Annotated in this window: 21 protein-coding genes; 7 read left to right on the forward strand and 14 right to left on the reverse strand. The window is 66.0% G+C overall.

Going from position 1 to position 20,398, the window contains the following annotated elements; all coding sequences use genetic code 11:
• Positions 1-10: 10 nt before the first annotated feature.
• Complete coding sequence (locus HWN72_RS00685; RefSeq protein WP_211149518.1) at positions 11-295, forward strand: J domain-containing protein; 285 nt, start codon at positions 11-13, stop codon at positions 293-295.
• On the opposite strand, the gene HWN72_RS00690 is transcribed toward HWN72_RS00685, so the two are convergent.
• The 9 genes from HWN72_RS00690 to HWN72_RS00730 form a co-directional block, all read right to left on the reverse strand.
• Positions 292-1,041 carry an SDR family NAD(P)-dependent oxidoreductase gene (locus HWN72_RS00690; RefSeq protein WP_211149519.1) on the reverse strand — a complete coding sequence of 250 codons (750 nt, stop codon included), beginning with the start codon at positions 1,039-1,041 and terminating at the stop codon, positions 292-294. The genes HWN72_RS00685 and HWN72_RS00690 overlap by 4 nt on opposite strands.
• A gap of 11 nt (positions 1,042-1,052) precedes the next feature.
• Positions 1,053-1,934: an aldose 1-epimerase family protein gene (locus tag HWN72_RS00695; RefSeq protein ID WP_211149520.1), complete on the reverse strand. Its 882-nt coding sequence runs from the start codon at positions 1,932-1,934 to the stop codon at positions 1,053-1,055.
• Positions 1,935-2,067: 133 nt separating this feature from the next.
• Positions 2,068-4,458 carry a phenylalanine--tRNA ligase subunit beta gene (gene pheT / locus HWN72_RS00700; RefSeq protein WP_211149521.1) on the reverse strand — a complete coding sequence of 797 codons (2,391 nt, stop codon included), beginning with the start codon at positions 4,456-4,458 and terminating at the stop codon, positions 2,068-2,070.
• 19 nt (positions 4,459-4,477) lie between these two features.
• Positions 4,478-5,566 (reverse strand): phenylalanine--tRNA ligase subunit alpha, encoded by a 1,089-nt coding sequence (gene pheS / locus HWN72_RS00705; protein ID WP_211149522.1) that lies wholly within the window; start codon positions 5,564-5,566, stop codon positions 4,478-4,480.
• Between the two features lie 56 nt (positions 5,567-5,622).
• A complete protein-coding gene (locus HWN72_RS00710; RefSeq protein ID WP_036529909.1) occupies positions 5,623-5,955 on the reverse strand; it encodes a GIY-YIG nuclease family protein in 333 nt (110 codons plus the stop codon).
• A gap of 222 nt (positions 5,956-6,177) precedes the next feature.
• Complete coding sequence (gene rplT / locus HWN72_RS00715) at positions 6,178-6,543, reverse strand: 50S ribosomal protein L20 (RefSeq protein ID WP_008829612.1); 366 nt, start codon at positions 6,541-6,543, stop codon at positions 6,178-6,180.
• A gap of 13 nt (positions 6,544-6,556) precedes the next feature.
• The gene (gene rpmI, locus HWN72_RS00720; protein ID WP_008829613.1) at positions 6,557-6,760 is read right to left on the reverse strand and encodes a 50S ribosomal protein L35; all 204 of its coding nucleotides are present in this window, start codon (positions 6,758-6,760) and stop codon (positions 6,557-6,559) included.
• Positions 6,761-6,908: 148 nt separating this feature from the next.
• Positions 6,909-7,331, reverse strand: coding sequence for a gamma-glutamylcyclotransferase (locus HWN72_RS00725; protein ID WP_211149523.1), 423 nt, complete (start codon positions 7,329-7,331; stop codon positions 6,909-6,911).
• A 3-nt stretch (positions 7,332-7,334) separates the two neighbouring features.
• On the reverse strand, positions 7,335-8,135 hold the full coding sequence (locus tag HWN72_RS00730) for an inositol monophosphatase family protein (RefSeq protein WP_211149524.1): 801 nt from the start codon (positions 8,133-8,135) through the stop codon (positions 7,335-7,337).
• 179 nt (positions 8,136-8,314) lie between these two features.
• Between HWN72_RS00730 and HWN72_RS00735 the strand changes: the two genes are divergently transcribed.
• Positions 8,315-9,259 (forward strand): AraC family transcriptional regulator, encoded by a 945-nt coding sequence (locus HWN72_RS00735; protein ID WP_036529913.1) that lies wholly within the window; start codon positions 8,315-8,317, stop codon positions 9,257-9,259.
• Between the two features lie 154 nt (positions 9,260-9,413).
• Here HWN72_RS00735 and HWN72_RS00740 read toward each other — a convergent pair whose 3' ends face one another.
• Positions 9,414-10,349, reverse strand: a complete 936-nt coding sequence (locus HWN72_RS00740; protein ID WP_008829617.1) for a ribose-phosphate pyrophosphokinase — start codon at positions 10,347-10,349, stop codon at positions 9,414-9,416.
• Positions 10,350-11,049: 700 nt separating this feature from the next.
• On the reverse strand, positions 11,050-12,030 hold the full coding sequence (gene glpX / locus HWN72_RS00745) for a class II fructose-bisphosphatase (RefSeq protein ID WP_008829618.1): 981 nt from the start codon (positions 12,028-12,030) through the stop codon (positions 11,050-11,052).
• A 231-nt stretch (positions 12,031-12,261) separates the two neighbouring features.
• Between glpX and HWN72_RS00750 the strand changes: the two genes are divergently transcribed.
• The gene (locus tag HWN72_RS00750; RefSeq protein WP_231958052.1) at positions 12,262-12,549 is read left to right on the forward strand and encodes a hypothetical protein; all 288 of its coding nucleotides are present in this window, start codon (positions 12,262-12,264) and stop codon (positions 12,547-12,549) included.
• 89 nt (positions 12,550-12,638) lie between these two features.
• Here HWN72_RS00750 and HWN72_RS00755 read toward each other — a convergent pair whose 3' ends face one another.
• Positions 12,639-13,946, reverse strand: a complete 1,308-nt coding sequence (locus HWN72_RS00755; RefSeq protein ID WP_008829620.1) for a homoserine dehydrogenase — start codon at positions 13,944-13,946, stop codon at positions 12,639-12,641.
• Positions 13,947-14,019: 73 nt separating this feature from the next.
• On the reverse strand, positions 14,020-14,865 hold the full coding sequence (locus HWN72_RS00760) for a hypothetical protein (RefSeq protein ID WP_036529914.1): 846 nt from the start codon (positions 14,863-14,865) through the stop codon (positions 14,020-14,022).
• Positions 14,866-15,232: 367 nt separating this feature from the next.
• On the opposite strand from HWN72_RS00760, the gene HWN72_RS00765 reads away from it, so the two are divergent.
• The 4 genes from HWN72_RS00765 (at position 15,233) to HWN72_RS00780 (ending at position 17,863) form a co-directional block, all read left to right on the forward strand.
• Entirely contained in the window at positions 15,233-15,895 is a 663-nt protein-coding gene (locus HWN72_RS00765; protein ID WP_008829622.1) for a TonB family protein, read from the forward strand.
• 80 nt (positions 15,896-15,975) lie between these two features.
• The gene (locus tag HWN72_RS00770) at positions 15,976-16,740 is read left to right on the forward strand and encodes a MotA/TolQ/ExbB proton channel family protein (protein ID WP_008829623.1); all 765 of its coding nucleotides are present in this window, start codon (positions 15,976-15,978) and stop codon (positions 16,738-16,740) included.
• A gap of 132 nt (positions 16,741-16,872) precedes the next feature.
• Positions 16,873-17,403, forward strand: a complete 531-nt coding sequence (locus HWN72_RS00775) for a biopolymer transporter ExbD (RefSeq protein ID WP_008829624.1) — start codon at positions 16,873-16,875, stop codon at positions 17,401-17,403.
• 25 nt (positions 17,404-17,428) lie between these two features.
• The gene (locus HWN72_RS00780) at positions 17,429-17,863 is read left to right on the forward strand and encodes a biopolymer transporter ExbD (RefSeq protein ID WP_008829625.1); all 435 of its coding nucleotides are present in this window, start codon (positions 17,429-17,431) and stop codon (positions 17,861-17,863) included.
• 73 nt (positions 17,864-17,936) lie between these two features.
• On the opposite strand, the gene HWN72_RS00785 is transcribed toward HWN72_RS00780, so the two are convergent.
• Entirely contained in the window at positions 17,937-20,393 is a 2,457-nt protein-coding gene (locus tag HWN72_RS00785; protein WP_248005720.1) for a ligase-associated DNA damage response DEXH box helicase, read from the reverse strand.
• Positions 20,394-20,398: the final 5 nt, after the last annotated feature.

The following is a 20,398-nucleotide window of genomic DNA, read 5'->3' on the forward strand; positions in this document are numbered from 1 at the left end:
GGGAAGGCCCATGATCAAGCTGCTCTGGCTGGTCGCGCTCGGCTGCATCGTCTGCCGGATGCTCATCGGCCGCTGGCCCTGGGAAAAGAAGCGCAAGGTCGCGGGGCCGTCCTTCGAGACCGCGCAGGCGCGGGCGCTGCTGGGCGTGGACGCGGGCGCCGACCGGCGCGAGATCGTCGAGGCGCACCGCCGCCGCATCGCGCTGGTGCACCCCGACAAGGGCGGCAGCTCCGAGCAGGTGCACGAGGCCAATGCCGCGCGCGACCTGCTGCTGGCGGTGCTGCCCGTCGATTAACCCTCCCGCGCGATCTGGAAGCCGGCGAACGACTGGTTCACCGGCATCAGTTCCAGCGTGTTGATGTTGACGTGCGCGGGCAGGGTGGCGACCCACAGCACGGTCTCGGCGATGTCCTCGCCGGTCATCGGGTTGACGCCTGCGTAGAACGTGTCTGACGCGGCCTGGTCGCTGCCATTGCGCACCACGGTGAATTCTGTCTCGACCATGCCCGGCTCGATCGAGGTCACGCGTACGCCGGTGCCTGACAGGTCCGAGCGCAGGCCGAGCGCGAACTGGCGCACGAAGGCCTTGGTGCCGCCGTACACGTTGCCGCCGGTGTAGGGATATGTTGCCGCCACCGAGGACAGCATCACGATCCCGCCCTTGCGCGCGATCAGGCCCGGCAGCAGCTTGTGCGTGAGCGAGACCAGGCTGACGACGTTGGTGTCGATCATCGTCTTCCAGTTGGCGAGGTCGGCTGCCTGCGCGGGCGCCGCGCCCAGCGCGAGACCCGCGTTGTTCACGAGGCAGTCGATCGCGGCGAAATCGGCCGGAAGCGCATCGAGCGCGGCGTCGCGGGCGGTTTCGTCACGAACGTCGAAGACGGCGGCGTGGAAGCGGTCGGCACCCAGTTCGTCCGTCAGCGCCTGAAGCCGCCCGGCGCGGCGGCCGGTGCCGATCACGCGCCATCCGGCCTTCACGAAAGCGCGCGCGCAGGCTTCGCCGATACCGGAAGTAGCGCCGGTTACGAGTACGGTCTTCATGGGGGATTCCTTCAATCTGCGGAGAGGACGGCGACGTCCATGCGGAAGCTGCGCGCCTCTCCGGGCGCCAGCGTGATCACGCCCGGCTTTTCGCGGAAATCGCCGGCAAAGCCAAGGGGGTCGGCATGGCCCTGCCACGGTTCGATGCACAAGTAAGCCGCGCCGGGCTTTTGCCAGATGCCCAGCATCGGGGTGTCCGGGAAGGCGATGGCAAGTTGCGTCCCGCCCGGCGCGCCGTACGTTAGCGCGCGGCTGGAGAGGCGGTCCCAGATCACCGCGTCCTCCTCGAACAGCGCGGCGTCCAGCGGCAGGATATGGCCCTCGACCGGCGATGCCACAGGCTCGGGCAACAGGAGTCCGGTGGGGCCGTCGATGCGGCGGATCGGCTGGGGTTCGGGCTGTTCGAAGGCGACCACGTGGTCGGCCTTGGTGGCGCCGCCGGGCAGCGGCCAGGCGAAGCCGGGGTGGAAACCCAGGCTGAAGGGCAGCGATGCATCGCCGGAGTTGATGACCCGCGCCTCGGTGAACAGGGCTGTGCCTTCCAGTCGGAACGCCATCTCCAGCATGAAGGCGAACGGATAGACCGCGCGCGTTTCAGGACTGTCGGTCAGGCGGAACAGCGCACGATCGGTGCCCGCTTCCAAGACCTCGAACACCGACTTGCGCGCGAAGCCGTGCCGGGGCAGGCCGTATTCCTCGCCGTCCAGTCGGTAGGTGTCGCCGTTCAAGGCCCCGACGATCGGGAACAGCAGCGGCGCGTGGCCGGTCCAGAACGCCGGGTCGGCATCGGTCATGTATTCGCGGCCGAAACTGTCGGTCAGCGACCAGAGTTCGGCGCCGAGCGGGTTGATCCGGGCGGTGAGATCGCCGGAGGAGATGGTCACGAAGTCCACGTCAGTCCCCTATCGTCATCCCGGCGAAAGGCGGGATCGCCGGCCGTGAACGGCCCACCTTGCGGCGGGGCGGCTCACGGCCAGCGCTCACCTAAAGACCGCCAGCGGTCCCGGATCAAGTCCGGGACGACGATCACCCCCGCAGCACCGCGCCCAGCTTGGCGGCGGCGGCGGTCACCTTTTCGCTGATCGCCTTGAGATCGGCTTCCTTGTAACTGGCCTCGACCGGCTGGAGCGTGACTTCGAGCGCGAGCGACTTCTGCCCCTCGGGCACGCCGTTGCCACGGAAGTCGTCGAACAGGCGCACCGCGACGATGTTGGCCTTGTCCGCGCCCTGCACCAGCCGCACGAGATCGCCCGAGGGCAGCTCTGCAGGCACGAGGAACGCATAGTCGCGCGTCACCGCCTGCAGCGCCGGGGGCGCGTAGGAGACGCGGGCGAAGCCGGGCGTGCCCTTCTTGCCGGGAATGGCGTCGAGGAACAGTTCGGCGACCGCCACCGGGCCATCGACGTCGAACTGCTTCGCCGTCTTCGGGTGCAGCATGCCGAAGCGCGCCAACACCGTCTTGGGGCCGAGGCGCAGCGTCGCCGACTGGCCGGGGTGGAACTGGGGACCAGCCTCGCCCATGACCTGCAGCTTGTCGACCGGGGCGCCAGCCTCGGCCAGCAGCGCCAGCACTTCGGCCTTGGCGTCGTAGGCGTCGAACGCCGTCGCCTTGCCGGTCGCCCAGCCGCGCGCGGTCTTATCGCCCGCGAGGACGACGCCCAGCGTCAGCCGTTCATCGCTCGCTCCGCCGGCACCGCGCAGATAGCGGCGGCCGATCTCGAACAGGCGCAGCGAGGCCGCGCCGCGATCGAGGTTGCGCTTCGCCGCCATCAGCAGGCCCGGCAGCAGCGAGGGGCGCATGGCCTTCATGTCCTCGCTGATCGGATTGGCGAGCACCCACAGCGGACCTTCGGCGAAAGTCTCGGCGGCGGGCTCGGGCAGGAACGACCAGGTGACGGCTTCCTGAAGCCCGCGCGCCGCAGCGGCGCGGCGCACGCGCCGTTCCAGTGCCTGCGCCGGGGTGGCGGTGGGCTTGGCGACGCCGTCGGCGCGGGGAAGCGGAACGCTCTCGACCTTGTCGAGACCGTGGATGCGCACGATTTCCTCGACGATGTCGGGGGCGCCATCGACGTCGGGGCGCCAGCCGGGAACCGTGACGGCCCAGTCGTCAGCTTCCACCACCGAGAAGCCGAGGCTTTCGAGGATGCGCTGTTGTTCGCCGGGCGTGACGGTGACGCCGCCCAGCTTCTCGACCAGCGAGGGCGCGAAGTGGACGATCTTGGGCGTGCCCGGAGCAGCGCCCGCGCGCACGATCTCGGACACTTCGCCGCCGCACAGCTGGGTGATCAGGTTCGTCAGCAATGCAAGGCCGGTGTCGAGGAACTGCGGGTCGATCCCGCGCTCGAACCGCCCGCGCGCGTCTGACGTGAGGTTGAGCTTGCGGCCCGTCTTGGCGATACGCTCGGGATCGAAGTAGGCGATTTCGAGCAGGACGTCGGTGGTGGCATCGCCACAGCCCGAGTGCTGGCCGCCCATGATGCCTGCGATGTCGTGGACGCCGCTGTCGTCGGCGATCACGGTCATCTCGGCGTCGAGCGTGTAGGTCTTCTCGTTCAGCGCCTCGACCGTCTCGCCCTCCACCGCGCGGCGGGCGACGACGGCGCCGGTCAGCTTGGCGAGGTCGTAGGCGTGGGCCGGGCGGCCATACGTGAGCATCACGTAGTTGGTCGCATCGACCAGCGCCGAGATCGGGCGCTGGCCCGCGGACTTGAGCGCATCCTGCAGCCACTGCGGCGAAGGGCCGTTCTTCACGCCCTTGATGACGCGGCCGTAGAATGCCGGGCAGCCCTCGGCGTCATCGGTGCGCACCTCGACCGGGCACGGGAAGGTGCCTGCGGCCTCGGACGCGACGATCGGCTTCAGCGTGCCGAGGCCCGCTGCCGCGAGATCGCGGGCGATACCGTAGACGCCCATGCAGTCCGGACGGTTCGGGGTGATCGACACGTCGATGACCGGATCGGCGCCGTGATACTGCGCGAAGGGCGTGCCGACGGGCGCATCCTCGGGCAGTTCGATGATGCCATCGTGGTCCTCGCCCAACTCCAGCTCGCGGGTGGAGCACATCATGCCGTTCGATTCCACGCCGCGCACGGCCGCAACCTTGAGGGCCATGCCGTTCACCGGCACCACCGCGCCCGGCAGGCCGAGCACGCCGACCAGCCCTGCGCGCGCATTGGGCGCACCGCAGACCACGGTGAGCACTTTGTCACCGGTGTCGACGGTCAGGACCTGCAGCTTGTCTGCCTGTGGGTGCTTTTCAGCCGTGAGCACCTTGGCCACGCGGAAGCCTTCCAGCTTGGCGGCGGGGTCTTCGATGCCTTCGACTTCAAGGCCGATGGCGTTGAGCTTGGCGGCGATCTCCTCGATCGTCGCTTCGGTTTCCAGGTACTGCTTGAGCCAGGAGAGCGAGAACTTCATGTCTTAAATCCTTCCCGCCTTAGGCCGGTGTGCCGACGCCGCCCGAAAGGGTCGGCACGTCGAGGGCGGAGAAACCGTAGTGGGAGAGCCAGCGCACATCGCCGTCGAAGAAGGCGCGCAGGTCGTCCATCCCGTACTTGAGCATGGCGAGGCGATCGACGCCGATGCCGAAGGCGAAGCCCTGCCATTCGTCAGGGTCGATGCCGCCCGCCGCGATGACGTGGCGGTTGACCATGCCCGAACCGAGCACTTCCATCCAGGCATGCCCCGGCGCATCGCCCGAGCCGCCGACGACCCTGCGTCCGCCCTGGCTGGAATAGCCCACGTCCACCTCGATCGAGGGTTCGGTGAAGGGGAAGTAGCTGGGGCGCAGGCGCAGGACGATGTCGTCGCGCTCGAAGAAGGCCTTGAGGAAGGCTTCCAGCGTCCACTTCAGGTGGCCGAGGTGGATGCCCTTGTCGATGACGAGGCCCTCGATCTGGTGGAACATCGGCGTGTGCGTGGCGTCGCTGTCCGAGCGGTAGACGCGGCCCGGCGCGATGATGCGGATGGGCGCGCCCTGCTGGATCATCGAGCGAATCTGCACCGGCGAGGTATGCGTGCGCAGCAACATCTCGCGGCCGTCGTCGTTGCGGTCCGGGAAATAGAAGGTGTCATGCATCGCGCGCGCCGGGTGGCTTTCGGGCATGTTTAGCGCGGTGAAGTTGTGCCAGTCGTCCTCGATCTCCGGCCCGGTGGCGACCGCGAAACCGAGGTCGGCGAAGACTTCGGCCAGCTCGTCCATCACCTGCGAAACCGGGTGGACCGCGCCGCGCGGGGTGGCGGGCGCAGGGAGCGAGAGGTCGATCGTCTCGGCCGCAAGGCGCGCGTCGAGCGCGGCGGTTTCGAGGGTGTCCTTGCGGGCGGTGATGGCGGCGTTGGCGTCGCGCTGGTAGCCGTTGAACAGCGGCCCCATCTCGCGCCGCTCCTCGGGCGACATGCCGCCCAGACGCTTCATCAGCCCGGTGATCTCGCCCGCCTTGCCCAGATACTGAATGCGCAGCGCTTCGAGAGCCTCGAGCGTTTCGGCACCTTCGATCGCCGAGATCACCTGATCAAAATCGAGCACGATACTAAACCCCAAAAACTCGTCATTCCCGCGAAGGCGGGAACCCATCTGATGCCCTATCCCCTGACGATCCGGGGCGGTGGCAGCGGCACGAAGCCGAAATCCACCGCAAGGTCGCGCCAATCGGGATTGGCCTGTTCGATCAGGGCGAGTTTCCACGCCCTGTTCCACGTCTTGATCCGCTTCTCGCGCAGGATCGCGCTTTCAATCGTCGCGTGCCGCTCGAACCAGACCAGTCGATGCACGCCGTAGTCGCTCGTGAACCCTTCGATCAAGCCCTCGCGGTGCTGATGGAGGCGACGAAGCAGATTCGATGTGACTCCGACATAGAGCGTACCGTTGCGATGTGACGCGAGGAGGTACGTGCATGGATCGAAGGTTTCGCGCATCGGAGGGGCCACCAGCTGGGTTCCCGCCTTCGCGGGAATGACTGGGAAGAGTGATGCAGCGGAATCGCTTCAATCGGCAGTTAACACCCTGTCGTCATTCCCGCGCAGGCAGGAACCCAGCTGGTGCGCTATCCCAACACGCGAAAAGGGCGCGGACGGCACATGCCATCCACGCCCTTTGAAATCGCGCGATGAAGCTGAGGAGCTTTACGCGTCGGTGGCTTACGCCGCCGCGGGCAGAGCTGCCTTCGCCTGCGCGATGACGGTGCTGAACACGCCGCCTTCGTTCATGGCGAGGTCGGCCATCGTCTTGCGGTCCAGTTCGATCCCGGCGAGCTTCACGCCATGGATGAACTGCGAGTAGGTCAGGCCTTCAGCGCGGACGGCCGCGTTGATGCGCTGGATCCAGAGAGCGCGGAAGGTGCGCTTCTTGATCTTGCGGTCGCGGTACGCGTACTGGCCGGCCTTTTCGACGGCCTGGCGTGCGACGCGGATGGTGTTCTTGCGGCGACCACGATAGCCCTTGGCCTGGTCCAGAATCCGCTTGTGCTTTGCGCGGGTGGTGACACCCCTCTTGATACGGCTCATTCGTCAGTACTCCTCAGTTGAGCCCGTAGGGCGCCCACTTCTTGATGACCTTGGCATCGGCGTCGGAAATGACTTCGGTGCCGCGGTTCTGGCGGATGTACTTGCCGTTATGGCTCATGAGGCGGTGGCGCTTGCCGGCTACGCCGTGCTTCACCTTGCCGGTGGCGGTGAGCTTGAAGCGCTTCTTCACGCCGCTCTTGGTCTTCAGCTTGGGCATTTTCGTCTCCTTTGATCGGGACACGTCCCGCCGGCCATGGCAGCCCTTTTCGCCAGGCCGACCCGCGAATCTCCCCAGGGGCAGACTCGACCGTGTCGATTGAAGGACGCGCCCTTAGGGGGAGATGGGCGGAAAGGCAAGCGGCCCGTTAGAACGCCTGCCGCCATGAGGTCCGGGATGGCGAGTACGCCACACCCCGAATGCCGTGGAGCCATTCGAGGAAGTCCGGGCCGATGGTGGGGCCATCCGGCAGACCTTTTCGCCATATATAGGTCTGCGCGGTGACCCGCCCTGCGCTCGTGCGCACCGGCAGGGCAAGGCGCCGATACTCGCGCCCTTCATAGATATCCAGCCGCGCGAGATCACCCGGTCGCAACCGCAGGTCGCACAGTACCCCGCGCACTTGCCCCGAACCCGGCACCAGCGCCGGATACCAGCCGTCCGCGTCCGGGATCGCGTAAAGCCGCCCCGGCACCTCGCCCGGCTCGGCCCCGACCAGCCGCGCCGCGATCCACCGCGCCATCGGCGTATCCGCATCGGGGCGAAGGGTGCCGTAGAAGAACAGCCTCAAGGGTCAGTCGTGATGATGGCCGTGATTGTGACAGGCCATCGCCTCGATCACGTCCTCCAGCCGCGCCGGGTCGCCGATCGCCAGCACCTCGCCGCCGGAGTCCGCGTTGAGGGGCTCGCCGTTCCAGTCGCACATGATGCCGCCCGCACCCTCGACGATGGGGACCAGCGCCGCCCAGTCGTGCAGCTTGAGCCCCGCCTCGCAGACGAGGTCGATGTGGCCGCTCGCCAGCAGGCCGTAGTTGTAGCAGTCGCCGCCGAACATCATGCGCTTGTGGTCGGTCTTGGCCGCCAGCGCCATGAAGTGGGCGCCCTGATGGTCGTCGAAGTACTGCGGGCCGGTCGTCGCCAGCATCATGTCGGAGAGTTCGCAGCAGGGGCGGGTGCGCACTTCGCGGCGGTTGAAAGTGGTGGCGTGGCCGCTGGCGCCGACCCAGCGCTCGTTCAGGATGGGCTGGTCGATGATCCCCAGCACCGGCCAGCCGTCGACCAGCAGCGCGATCAGCGTGCCGAAGGTCGCACGCCCGCCCATGAACGCGATGGTGCCGTCGATCGGGTCGAGCACCCAGGTCCGGTTGGAGGTGCCGGTCTCGGTGCCGAACTCCTCGCCGATGATGCTGTCTCGCGGGACTTCGGCCTTGAGGATGCGGCGCATGGCTTCCTCGGCCGCCCGGTCGGCCACGGTGACGGGCGAGGCGTCGGACTTGCGGTCGGCGGCGAGGCCGGTGCGGAAGTGAGGGCGAATCGCTTCACCGGCCGCATCGGCGAGGCGGAGCGCGAGGGCGATGTCGTGGTCGAGTTTCATGCCGCCTGCTCTGCCTTCCGAACGGTGATCCGGTCAAGTTCCTTGGGTCAGGGGTATCCGGGGGGCATTACCTGCAAGAAAATACTAGGAATCTAACAGCCCTTGTAGATTTTCTCACATTGCTCCCAAGCCGTTGCGCAATTATCGCTTTTCGAGGGCATCTTTAAAACAGGGTAACCATGCAACGCAGGAACCGTCCTGCGGTCGATCCCTCGATTGCGCCGCAGCAAGGCATTACACGTGACGGGCAACCCCTGTCCTACAACCGCGCGCCTGCGCCGGATCTGGCACCTTGGCTGGGCCGCCTCTATGTCACGAAAGTCGATCTGCCCAAGGATTACACGGTGTCCTGCGGACTGTTCAGCGACACGGCCTGCGTGCGCGTGCAAATGGCCGGGGACTGGACGGCGGAGACCGTCGATGGTCCCATCACTACCCAGGGCGGCGCGTTCTATTTCGGTCCGCACTCGCGGCGCATGCCGATCTCGGTGACAGGCAGCTTCGTAAGCGTGGGCTACATCATCCGTCCGGGAACGGGCACGGCGCTGAAGCTGGCGCGCGTGGGCGAATTTCTCGACAAGATCGTTCCAACCGACGTTCTGACGGCGCCCTCGGACGATTTCCTGCAGGCGCTGGAGCCTGATGCGACGCCGGAGGAATGGCTGCAGTCGATCGAGGGTCTGGTTCGCCAGCAGGTCGAGAGGCTGGGAGGTGCGGCACCTGACCCGGTGACCGCGCGGTTCGAGGAGATCAGCCTGCGCGATCCGGGCATTTCTGTCAGCGATGCGGCGGCCGAGTGCGGGGTCGATCGCCGCAAGCTGGAGCGCGTGGTCAGCCGTGACTTCGGCCTGCCGCCCAAGCAGGTGCTGCGCCGCGCCCGCGCGCTCGACATGGCAAGCCACCTGCGCGGCGTCGCCGATGCGCGCGAAGGGGATGAGATCGCCCTGCGCTATTACGACGAGAGCCACCTGATCCATGAATTCACCGAACTGTTCGGCATGTCGCCGCGCCAGTTCGTCACGCGTCCGCAGCCGATCCTGACGCTAGCCCTCGAATCGCGCCAGGCGCGGCGGCTTGAGGCGCTGCACCGGATCGAACCGGGGCAGGCGCGGCCCTGGGAGTAGAGATAATTGTCGCCCACCCCGTCCGGCTAAACCCTCCGGGCCAAGCCTCCCGGGCCTCCCCCTTCGACAGGCTCAGGATAAGCGGGAGGGCAAGCAAACGGTATCATTCCCCTCCCGCTTGCGGGAGGGGGCGGGGGTGGGTCTTAGCGACAGCTCAGTCGAACAGGCTCGACACCGAGCTTTCGTCGGCGATGCGGCGGATCGCCTCGCCAAGCAGCGGGGCGATCGGCAGGATACGAATCTTGTCGGAGGCCTTGGCGGCTTCGGTCGGCATGATCGAATCGGTGATGACCAGTTCCTTGAGCGCGGAATTGGTCACGCGGCTCACCGCTGCGCCCGACAGGACGCCGTGGGTGATGTAGGCAGTGACGCTGGCGGCGCCTTCGTCCATCAGCGCCTGCGCGGCGTTGCACAGGGTGCCGCCCGAATCGATGATATCATCGATCAGGATGCAGGCGCGGCCCTTCACATCACCGATGATGTTCATGACTTCCGACTGGCCCGGCTTGTCGCGGCGCTTGTCGACGATCGAGAGCGGCGCGTTGTCGAGGCGCTTGGCGAGCGCGCGGGCACGGACCACACCGCCGACGTCGGGCGAGACCACCATCAGCGACTGGTCGCCGTAGCGGGCCTGGATGTCCGCTGCCATGACGGGGGCCGCGAACAGGTTGTCGGTGGGGATGTCGAAGAAGCCCTGGATCTGCCCGGCGTGCAGATCGACCGAGAGCACGCGGTCGGCGCCGGCTTCGGTCAGCAGGTTGGCGACCAGCTTGGCCGAGATCGGGGTGCGCGGGCCGGGCTTGCGGTCCTGGCGGGCGTAGCCGAAGTAGGGGACCACGGCCGTGATGCGCTTGGCCGAGGCACGGCGCAGCGCGTCGATGCAGATCAGCAGTTCCATCAGGTTGTCGTTGACGGGGTAGCTGGTCGGCTGGACCACGAAGACGTCCTCGCCGCGGACGTTCTCGTGAATTTCCACGAAGATTTCCTCATCCGCAAAGCGGCGGACGGCGGCGTCGGTGAGCGGCAGTTCGAGATACCCTGCGATCGCGCGTGCGAGCGGCAGGTTGCTGTTGCCGGACATGATCTTCATTTGCGAATCCCCGTGACGGTTCCTGGCGGTCGGTCGTTGGGACCGGCCCTGTAGCCGGGTGTCGCGGGATTGCAATAGTCGGCGACCGATTGTCACCGCATCGGCCCGATTTGAGGCATCGTTGCGGCTTGGATGGGAAGCGGTCGATCCGAAATCAGATCGTCATCCCAGCGAAGGCTGGGACGGCTATGACCATGATATGCCCAAGCAGGACCGTGCCGGCTTCATCTCGGCCTTGTCGAGAAGTTGCGATATGACGAGAGCGGTCCCAGCCTTCGCTGGGATGACGATGGTGTTTGAATGATGACTTTGGGTGGGAAGCAGCCGTTTTATCCTCCCTGTTCCGCAGGAATGGGGAGGTGGCAGCCCGCAGGGCTGACGGAGGGGCTTCTCCCCTCCACCACCGACTTCGTCGGCGGTCCCCCTCCCCATTCCTGTGGAACAGGGAGGATATACAAGGTCCCCAACGGGGCGCTTTTCGAAGGTCCGCTTTCCTACACATGGCGCGCTCCGGTACATTGCGCTCATGCCCCGTTCGCCGCTCACCTTCCGCCACAAGGTTACACCACAAGGTGACACCTCATCCGCACAAGGTGACACATCCAGCGCAAAATGTGTCACCTTAGGCCCGCAAGGTGACACTTTCCGGCCCAAGGTGACGTCTTTTGCCCCTGGACCGTGTAAACCCTGTCACCTTGCATCAGATCCGATGCTCGCCCCTGATCCAGCGCACGGTGCCCGAACTGGCGCGCATGACGACGCTTTCGGTGGTCATGATGCCGCCCTTGCGCCGCTTCACCCCGTCGAGCAGCGAGCCGCTGGTGACGCCGGTGGCGGCGAAGATGCAGTCGCCCTTGGCCAGTTCCTCCAGCTTGTAGATCTTGTCGAGGTCCTTGATGCCCCACTTGCGCGCCCGCGAGCGCTCGTCGTCGTTGCGGAACAGCAGGCGGCCGTTGAACTGCCCGCCGACGCAGCGCAGCGCCGCAGCAGCCAGCACACCTTCGGGCGCGCCGCCCGAGCCCATGTAGAGGTCGATCGTGGTATCCTCGTCGGTCACGGCGATGACGCCCGCGACGTCTCCGTCGCCGATCAGCACGACGCCGCAGCCGATCTCGCGCAGTTCGGCGATCAGCGCCTCGTGGCGGGGGCGATCGAGCACGCAGACGATGATGTCCGAAGGCTTCACGCCCTTGGCCGCCGCCACCGCCTCGACGTTCTGGGTCGGGGTCTTGTCGAGGTCGATCACGCCGTCCGGATAGCCGGGGCCGACCGCGATCTTCTCCATATAGACGTCGGGTGCGTTGAGCAGGCCGCCTTCCTCCGCCGCCGCCAGCACTGCCAGCGAGTTCGGTCCGGCCTTGGCGGTGATGGTGGTGCCTTCGAGCGGATCTAGCGCGATGTCGATCTTCGGACCCTTGCCGGGAGCGCCGCCGACCTTCTCGCCGATGAACAGCATTGGCGCCTCGTCGCGCTCCCCCTCGCCGATCACGACCGTCCCGTCGATGTACAGGCCGTCAAAGGCCTTGCGCATTGCCTCGACTGCGGCATGATCGGCTGCCTTCTCGTCTCCGCGCCCTATGAGGGAGGACGCGGCGATGGCGGCAGCCTCGGTGACGCGCACCATTTCGAGGACCAGAACGCGATCGAGTACATGACTTGCGGGGGTAGTGTTTTCGGACATGTTCACTCCGGATTAATCCAGGGAGGCAAGATTTTCACCGATTAGACAGAGGATTTTGAATTGTCGAGAAGCTGGATTTTCCCTTTCGCAATCGCAATAATCGCTCCCGCCCCGGCGATTGCTCAAGACGCTTCCGGCGCTTCTGCAGGAGATCGTGCGATCGCCGAAAAAATGCTGGGAACAGGTGGTCGTATCACGAAGGATACTTCGCGCAACGCCTGTCTGCGAACCATGAAACAGGGTGAGATCGTGGTCTGTGCGCCGACGCCGGACCAGTACCGCGTCCCCTCCACCGGAGACGACGACCCGACCGGCGTGGGCGCCAACGATGGGCGACCGCGCACGCCGGACGTTTCGGGCAACGGCATCTTCAAGGGCAAGGCGACGATGGGCGGCTTGTGCATGATCCCGCCGTGCCCGCCCGAGCAGCCCTACATCATCGATCTTTCGACGATCCCGGAGGCCCCGGCCGGCTCGGACGCAGACAAGATCGCGAAGGGCGAACTGCGCGCGCCATGAAGGCGGCGTCCCGGAGTGGCGGCTCCGGGAGTGCTCAGGAATAGAACGTACAGGACGGATGCCTCCGAAGAGGCGTCCCCCGGCCCATCTCAGGCCCCGATGATCTGCATCACCAGCGGCTTCGCGGTCAGGCTGTCCGACCCGTCGAGAATGCGCATCGCCTCGGTGACGGCGCTCTCCGGCCCCGGATGCGTGACGACCGCCAGGATGACTTCGCCGTCCTGATCGGGATCGCCCTTCTGGATCAGGCTCTCGATCGAGACTCCCGCATCGCGCATGGCGGCGGTGATGTCGGCCAGCACGCCCGGGCGGTCGGGCACAGTGAAGCGGATGTAGGAACTGCCGACGCGGTGCCCGGATTCCGCCGGTTCCATCGCTTCCAGTTCGCCCGCGGGCATCGAGAATGCCGCGCCCTTTTCACCGCGCGCGATGTCGATGATGTCGGCGACGACCGCGCTGGCGGTTGGGCCGTCTCCGGCGCCCGCGCCCTGAAACAGCAGGCGGCCCATGAAGTTGCCTTCGGCCACGACCGCGTTGGTCGCTCCGTCGACGTGGGCGAGGGGATGATCGATGGGCACCAGGTGCGGACGCACGCGCTGGAACAGCCGGGGAGTGCCGCTCGCAAGATCGACACCGGCCATGCCGAGCAGGCGGATGACGTAGCCCAGCGAGCGGGCCTGCTCGATGTCGGCGGCCTTGACGCGGCTGATGCCCATCGTCTCCACCGCGTCGAAGCGAAGCTGCGAACCGAAGGCGATGGCGGCGAGGATCGACAGCTTGTGCGCGGCGTCGATGCCCTCGATGTCGAAGGTCGGATCGGCCTCGGCATAGCCAAGCCGCTGCGCCTCGGCGAGCACGTCGCCGAAGTCCGCGCCGGTGTCCTCCATGGTCGAGAGGATGTAATTGCAGGTGCCGTTGAGGATGCCGTAGACGCGCTCGATGGCGTTGGCGGCGGCGCCTTCGGACAGCCCCTTGATGACCGGGATGCCGCCCGCGACGGCCGCCTCGAACTTGAGGGCGACGCCCTTCGCCTCTGCGGCGGCGGCCAGTTCCAGCCCGTGATGCGCGATCATCGCCTTGTTGGCGGTGACGAGGCTCTTGCCGCCCGCAATCGAGTTGCGGGCGAGGGCGAGGGCGGGGCCGTCTGAGCCGCCGACCATTTCCACCACCACGTCGACGTCGCCCCGCGCGGCGAGGGCGGCGGTGTCGTCCACCCAGTCGTAGCGCGAGAGATCGACGCCGCGATCCTTGGTGCGGTCGCGCGCGCTGACGGCGGCGATGCGGATCGGACGGCGGGCGCGGCGGGCGATCAGCTCCGCATTGGTCTCGATGAGACGGACGACGCCGGTGCCGACGGTTCCCAGTCCGGCAAGCGCGATATTCAGCGGTTCGGCCATGCTAGCTCCTTGTTCGGGAGCGCGCACTAAGGCAGGCGGGCGTCAAATTCCAGCACGAACGCCGATCGCGGTGTCACTTAAGTGTCCGCGCGCAGGGGCCGAGCTGGCTCAGGACCATGCGATAGTCCGCCAGAGCCTGCTGCTGCTCGGCGAAGCTGCCCGAGACATTGGCGCCGGCAGGCGGGGTGCGGGGCAGGAAGCAGGCGAGCCGATACCACTCGAGCGTGTCCGGCTCCGGGGGGTGGCCGAGGTCGGCGACCAGTTCGGAGAACGACACGCCCCATGTCGGAGCCTGGCCCTGTTCGTGCTTCACCGTGATCGAGGCGGCCGAATTATCGTGGGTGTTGAGGAAGATCTGGGTCTCCCCCTGACCTGCGAGATTGCCGGGGACGAACAGCATCTCGCGCACGCCGGTGATCTTCGCAGGCGCGTCAGGAGCGACAAGGGCCTGGAGAATCGAACGGAGCCGTGTCTCGCGCGCGGGCGTGGAAATCTGCTGTGCGGTCGGCCAGACGAGTTGAAGTTCGCCGGGACGGCCCGGCACGGCGCGTGCGAATAGGAACACGACCTGCTTCTTCAGCTTGGGTGCCTTGCCCTTGGCGTCGAGAGGGAGGTCGACGAGGTAGGTGACCGATTCGCCGAGTGGGGCCTTGCCCACCAGCAGGGCCCTGGTGCGGGCCTCTATATAGAAGCGTCCATGTCCCGGAGTGAGACCGCGCGCCCGTTCATTATCGATGCGGGTCATTTTGGCGATCTGGGCCTGCACCACGAGACCTGCCGAATCAGCTAGGTCGGCGATGTCGGCATAAGTGACTTCATCGGGCGTCTCGAGCGGCCCCTGGGCGCTCGCCGCAAGGGGCGCAAGCGCGATGTAAGCACCCGCCAGGGCCGCTGCAAGGGGGCGCGAAATCAAAGGCATGGACGATAATCTCCGTGGAAATGCGATGGCTTATAGCCCTTGAGCGGCCTCAACTCAAAATTGCACTGGATCAATTTGAGCTAACCGGGCATGAATCGCGCGTTAACCCCCGCTGGGCCGATAAGGCGTTGCGTGGGGTGGGCTTCGACGTTAAGAAGCCTGCAAAATGGGGCAAAAATAGCAATAGCTCCTCGGTTCGCCTCCCGTTTCGTATTGTCGTCGGATGGGCAGACTGTTAGCCGTCAGGGTGGGTAATTTGGAGTTTCGTCATGGGTTCCCTCTTTCCGGGGGGGAGTCCATGGGCGCCCTTGGGCATGTTCTTCCGGGAATTTTTGTCCGGGGCTTGGTAATGGAGTGATGCGTCTGAATGGCTTACGCTGACCAGCAGATGAGCACCAACAAGGTTGTTGCTCTTGTCATTGTCGCCTTGATCCATGTCTTCGTCGGCTATGCGCTCGTCACCGGCTTGGCCTATGAGGCGGCGAAGAAGGTCATCAACAAGGTGACCACCGTGGATATCAAGGAGGAAAAGCCCAAGGAGGAAGAGCCACCGCCGCCGCCTCCGAAGGAAGATACGCCGCCGCCGCCTATCGTGGCGCCGCCGCCGCCGATCAACATCGCCCCGGCTCCGCCGCCGGTGCAGACTGTGATCACTCCGCCCCCGGCTCCGCCGGTGGTGATCCAGACCGCAGCGCCGCCGCCGGCTCCGCCGCCGCCGCCGCCCGGTCCGTCTAAGGCTCGCGGCGTCAAGCCGAAGGGCCAGGGCAGCTGGGCCGCCCGCATTCAGTCGAACTATCCGACCCGCGCTGCTCGTGAAGAGCGCGAAGGCCGCGTCGGTGTTCGCGTGACTGTCGGTGGCGACGGTAAGGTTTCGGCCTGTTCCGTTTCCGCTTCGAGCGGCAGCCCGGATCTGGATGAGGCCGCTTGCGACGGTATGCAGCGCTACGCGCGCTTCGACCCGGCGCTCGATGCGGACGGCAACCCGATCTCGTCGTCGTACTCGACCGCGATCGTGTACAAGCTCAACTAATCTCCAAGGGATCGGTTCAGGTCATTGGGTAATTCGACCGCTCCGATCACATCCTGCATTCTTCTTGAGAGGTAACTCGCATGCTTATCGTTGACATCCTTGCCGCCGCGGGCGCGCCGCAGAACAAGTTCGGCTTCGCCGAAGCGCTTCAGCAGGGCGGTTTCATCGCTTACGCGACCGTGATCATCCTGGGCATCATGTCCTTCGGTTCGTTCTACATCCTGTTCACCAAGTGGTTCGAGCAGTCGAAGATCCTGCGCCAGTTCAACGCGATCCGCACGACCTTCTGGAAGGCTCCGACCCTGCGTGAAGGCGCTGCCAAGCTCGAGAAGAACAGCGCATGGCGCCAGCTCGTCGAAGACGGCATCGCCGCTGAAGACCAGCACTCGAAGATGACCGACTCGCTTGAAGCCCACGACTGGCTGCACGGTTCGCTGTCGCGTTCGGAAGCGACCATCAACGCTCGCCTCTCCGGCGGCCTGCCCTTCCTGGCCACTGTCGGTGCGACCTCGCCGTTCATCGGTCTGTTCGGTACCGTCGTCGGCATCTACCGCGCACTGATCGCGATCGGTCTCGCCGGTTCGGCCTCGATCGACAAGGTCGCGGGTCCGGTCGGCGAAGCGCTGATCATGACCGCGCTCGGTCTGCTCGTCGCCGTTCCGGCCGTGCTTGCCTACAACTACCTGCAGTCGCGCAACAAGCGCATTGCCGAACTGCTGACCGGCTTCTCGAACGACATTCTCGCGAACATCAACTCGAAGGGCGCCATCAAGCCGACCGTCGCTGTCGCGGCCAAGGCTGCTCCGGCCCCCGCCAAGCCGGCTGCCGCTCCCGCCAAGCCGTAAGAGCACGGGGAACGAAGCGGATCGGCTCATTGACCCGATCCGCCCCCGTCGGGGTCAAGAAGAAGGCGGCGGCTCGAAGCATGCGAGAAGTCGCTGCCGACCCCCAGGCAACGCAAGGATTAGGATAAGACTATGGCGATATCCACGGGCGGAGGCGGTGCAGAGACACCGATGTCCGACATCAACACGACGCCGCTCGTCGACGTCATGCTGGTGCTGCTCATCATCTTCCTGATCGCGGTTCCGGTCGCGATTCAGACGATCGAGAAGCTGCGCATTCCCGTCATCGTAGCGCAGGAGTCGAAGGACAAGGTGGAGAATCTCCTCCTTACCGTCTCGACCACCGACGCTTCGGGCAAGAGCGCGGGCGAACCCGGTTTCCAGGGTGCGAACCGCGGCGGTGAATGCCGCATCTACATCAACAACGTGACGCCGGTGACTTCCGAGGAACTGCGCGACCAGGCCTTCAAGCGTCTTGACGCGATCGTGAAGCGCGAAGGTGGTCCGCAGGCTCTCATGGCAAACCCGGATCTCATCCCCCAGGTCCACATTCGTGGTGACGTCGAATCGCCTTGGCGCTGCGTCGCCGGTGCGATCTACAACGTCCAGATTTCGGGTTATCCGACGGTTGGCTTCATCACCAACCCGATCGATCCTAACTGACGCGCGGGAACAGGAGTAACATCTCATGGCAATGTCAGCAGGCAAGTCTGATGGCGAGCCGATGATGGAGATGAACACGACGCCGTTGATCGACGTCATGCTCTGCCTCCTCATCATGTTCATCATGTCCATCCCGGTTGCGACGCACTCGATCGATATCGATCTGCCCGTCGCGACCCCTCCGACGGACACTCCGCCTCCGATCGACCCCGTCAAGAACAAGATCGTGCTGACTCAGGACAGCAAGGTCATGTGGAACGGGACCCAGATCGATCAGGGGCGTCTGGTCCAGACGCTCGAAGCCACGACCCGCATGACCCCCGAGCCGGAACTTCAGTTCCAGCCCGAGCCGGAAGCCAGCTACGAGCTGTCGGCACAGGTTCTCGAGGTCATCAAGGCCTCGCAGGTCACGAAGTTCGGCTTCGTCGGCAACGAACAGTTCGCGACTTTCGGCAAGTAAGCCGATCGTTCAAAGGCTGGTCCCGCAAGGGGCACCCAAAGGGGCGGAGCGATCCGCCCCTTTTTGTTTGCCTTCAATCCTCGGCAGCAGGATCGATGCGCATGGCGACCGATGCCAGACTCTCGGCCTCCAGCAACAGGTCGTCGTCGGCCGCACCGGACGGCAGGCTTTCCCGGCCGATCATCGAGAGCGCTGGCACCGAGAGCGGGCTGATCCGGTCAAGCATCACGTGGTCGATCTCCCGAGCAGCCCGGTCGAGCACGTCGGCCACGCGGGCCACATCGGTCATCCGGGCCCGCGCGTCGGCCCAGGCCGCCTCGATCAGCAAGTGATCGGGCTCATACTTGCGCAGCACGTCGTAGATCAGATCCGTCGAGAACGTGACTTGTCGCCCGGACTTGCGCTTGCCGGGCTGCTGGCGCTCGACGAGCCCCGAGATCACCGCCACCTCGCGAAAGGCGCGGCGCAGCAAGTAGGATTGCTGGACCCAGTCGACGAACTCGTGAGTCAGGATATCGGGTGAAAGCAGCGCGGCCGGATCGTCCACCGCCTTCAGCCCCCAGACCACCAGCGTATAGTCGGTCGCGACGAAGCCCAGCGGTGCCAGCCCCTGGTCTTCCATGCGCCGGGTGATCAGCATGCCGAGCGACTGATTCGCATTCCAGCCCTCGAATGTATAATAGCTGGTGTAGGCGAGGCCCCGATGCGGGAAGCTCTCCACCAGCAACTGGCCGGGAGCCGGCAGGTGCGAGCGCCAGTCCTGAACTTCCAGCCATTCACGCACGTCGTCCGGGAACCGCGCCCATCCGGCCCGGTCCGCAAGCATCGTGCGCACCCGGTCGGCAAGGTGCGTCGAGATCGGCATGCGCTGGCCCATGTAGCTGGGTATCGTCGCGGAGCGCTTCGCGGCGCGCACGATGAGTTCCAGATCCTTCAGCGCTTCGACTTCCAGGTCCATCCCGGCGAAGCGGAACGTATCGCCCGGCTCAAGACTGGCGCCGAAACCTTCTTCCACCTTGCCCAGCGAACGCCCGTTGCGAAAGCGCACGTCGAGCATCTCGGCATCGACGATGATCCCTGCATTGAGCCGGTGGCGCGCCGCATGTTCGGGATGGGTCAGTCGCCAGGTCCCGTCCCTGTCGCGCACGATGCGGCGGAAGCGGTCGTAGGCGCGCAGGGCATAGCCGCCGGTCGCGACGAATTCGAGGACGCGGGCGAAGATCGTCTCGTCCACCCAGGCGTAGCTGAGTGATGAGCGTACCTCGGCGAGCAGAGCCTCCTCGCGAAACGGCCCTGCGCACGCCATCGCCATGACGTGCTGGGCGAGGACATCGAGGCCGCCGGGGCGGAAGGCGTCGCCATCGCGCTGGCCTTCGCGCACGGCCTCCTGCGCGGCGAAGGCCTCGAGGAATTCGAAGCGGTTGCCCGGTACCAGCACTGCCTCGCTGGGGCTGTCGAGCCGGTGGTTGGCGCGCCCGATCCGCTGCAGCAGGCGCGATGAGCCCTTGGGCGCACCCATCTGCACCACCAGGTCGATATCGCCCCAGTCGATGCCGAGGTCGAGGCTGGCGGTACAGACGAGAGCACGCAACTTCCCGTCCGCCATCGCCGCCTCGACCTTGCGCCGTGCCTCGCGCGAGAGCGATCCGTGGTGGATGCCGATCGGTAGGTTGCCTTCGTTCGCGTCCCATAGTTCCTGGAAGATATATTCGGCAAGGAAGCGAGTGTTGGTGAACACGAGCGTGGTGCGATGGGCCTTGATCTGTTCGATGAGCTGGGGGATCGCCCAGGTCGCCGCATGTCCGCTCCAGGGAATGCGCTCTTCGCGTGGGAGCAGGATTTCGACCCGTGGATCGGCGCCGGGTTCTCCTACGACCAGTTCGACGCTTTCGATCTCGCCCCAGGGGGCCAGCCATCCGCGATATTCGTCCGGATCGGCAAGGGTCGCCGAGAGCGCCGCGCGTTGGATGTCCGGGGCCAGCGCCTGCAGCCGGGAGAGCGACAATGCCAGCAGGTCGCCGCGCTTGCCGGTAGCGAAGGCATGGACCTCGTCGATTACGACGCGTTTGAGGCTGGCGAACAGTTCCGGCGCTTCAGGATAGGATAGCAGCAGCGAAAGCGATTCGGGCGTGGTCAGGAGGATATGTGGCGGCCGCGCGCGCTGCCGGGCCTTGCGGTCGGATGGCGTGTCGCCGCTGCGGGTTTCGATGCGAATCGGCAGGCCCATCTCCTCGACGGGCGTGAGAAGGTTGCGCTGCACGTCGGTCGCCAGCGCCTTCAGTGGCGATACGTAGAGTGTGTGGAGCCCCTCGGGCGATTTTCCGGGTCCGAGGCGAGAGGGACAGAACGCCGCGAGCGTCGGCAGGAAGCCGGACAGCGTCTTGCCCGCACCGGTATCAGCGACTAGCAGCGCGTGGTGCCCCCGATCCGCTGCGGCGAGCATCTCCTGCTGGTGGCTGCGCACCTGCCAGCCGCGCGAATCGAACCATGCCGCGATCTCCGACGGCACGGGGGAAGGGGGCGTTGTCATCGCGC

The sequence above is a fragment of the Novosphingobium sp. HR1a genome (assembly GCF_015594425.1).
Lineage (GTDB): Bacteria > Pseudomonadota > Alphaproteobacteria > Sphingomonadales > Sphingomonadaceae > Novosphingobium > Novosphingobium resinovorum_A.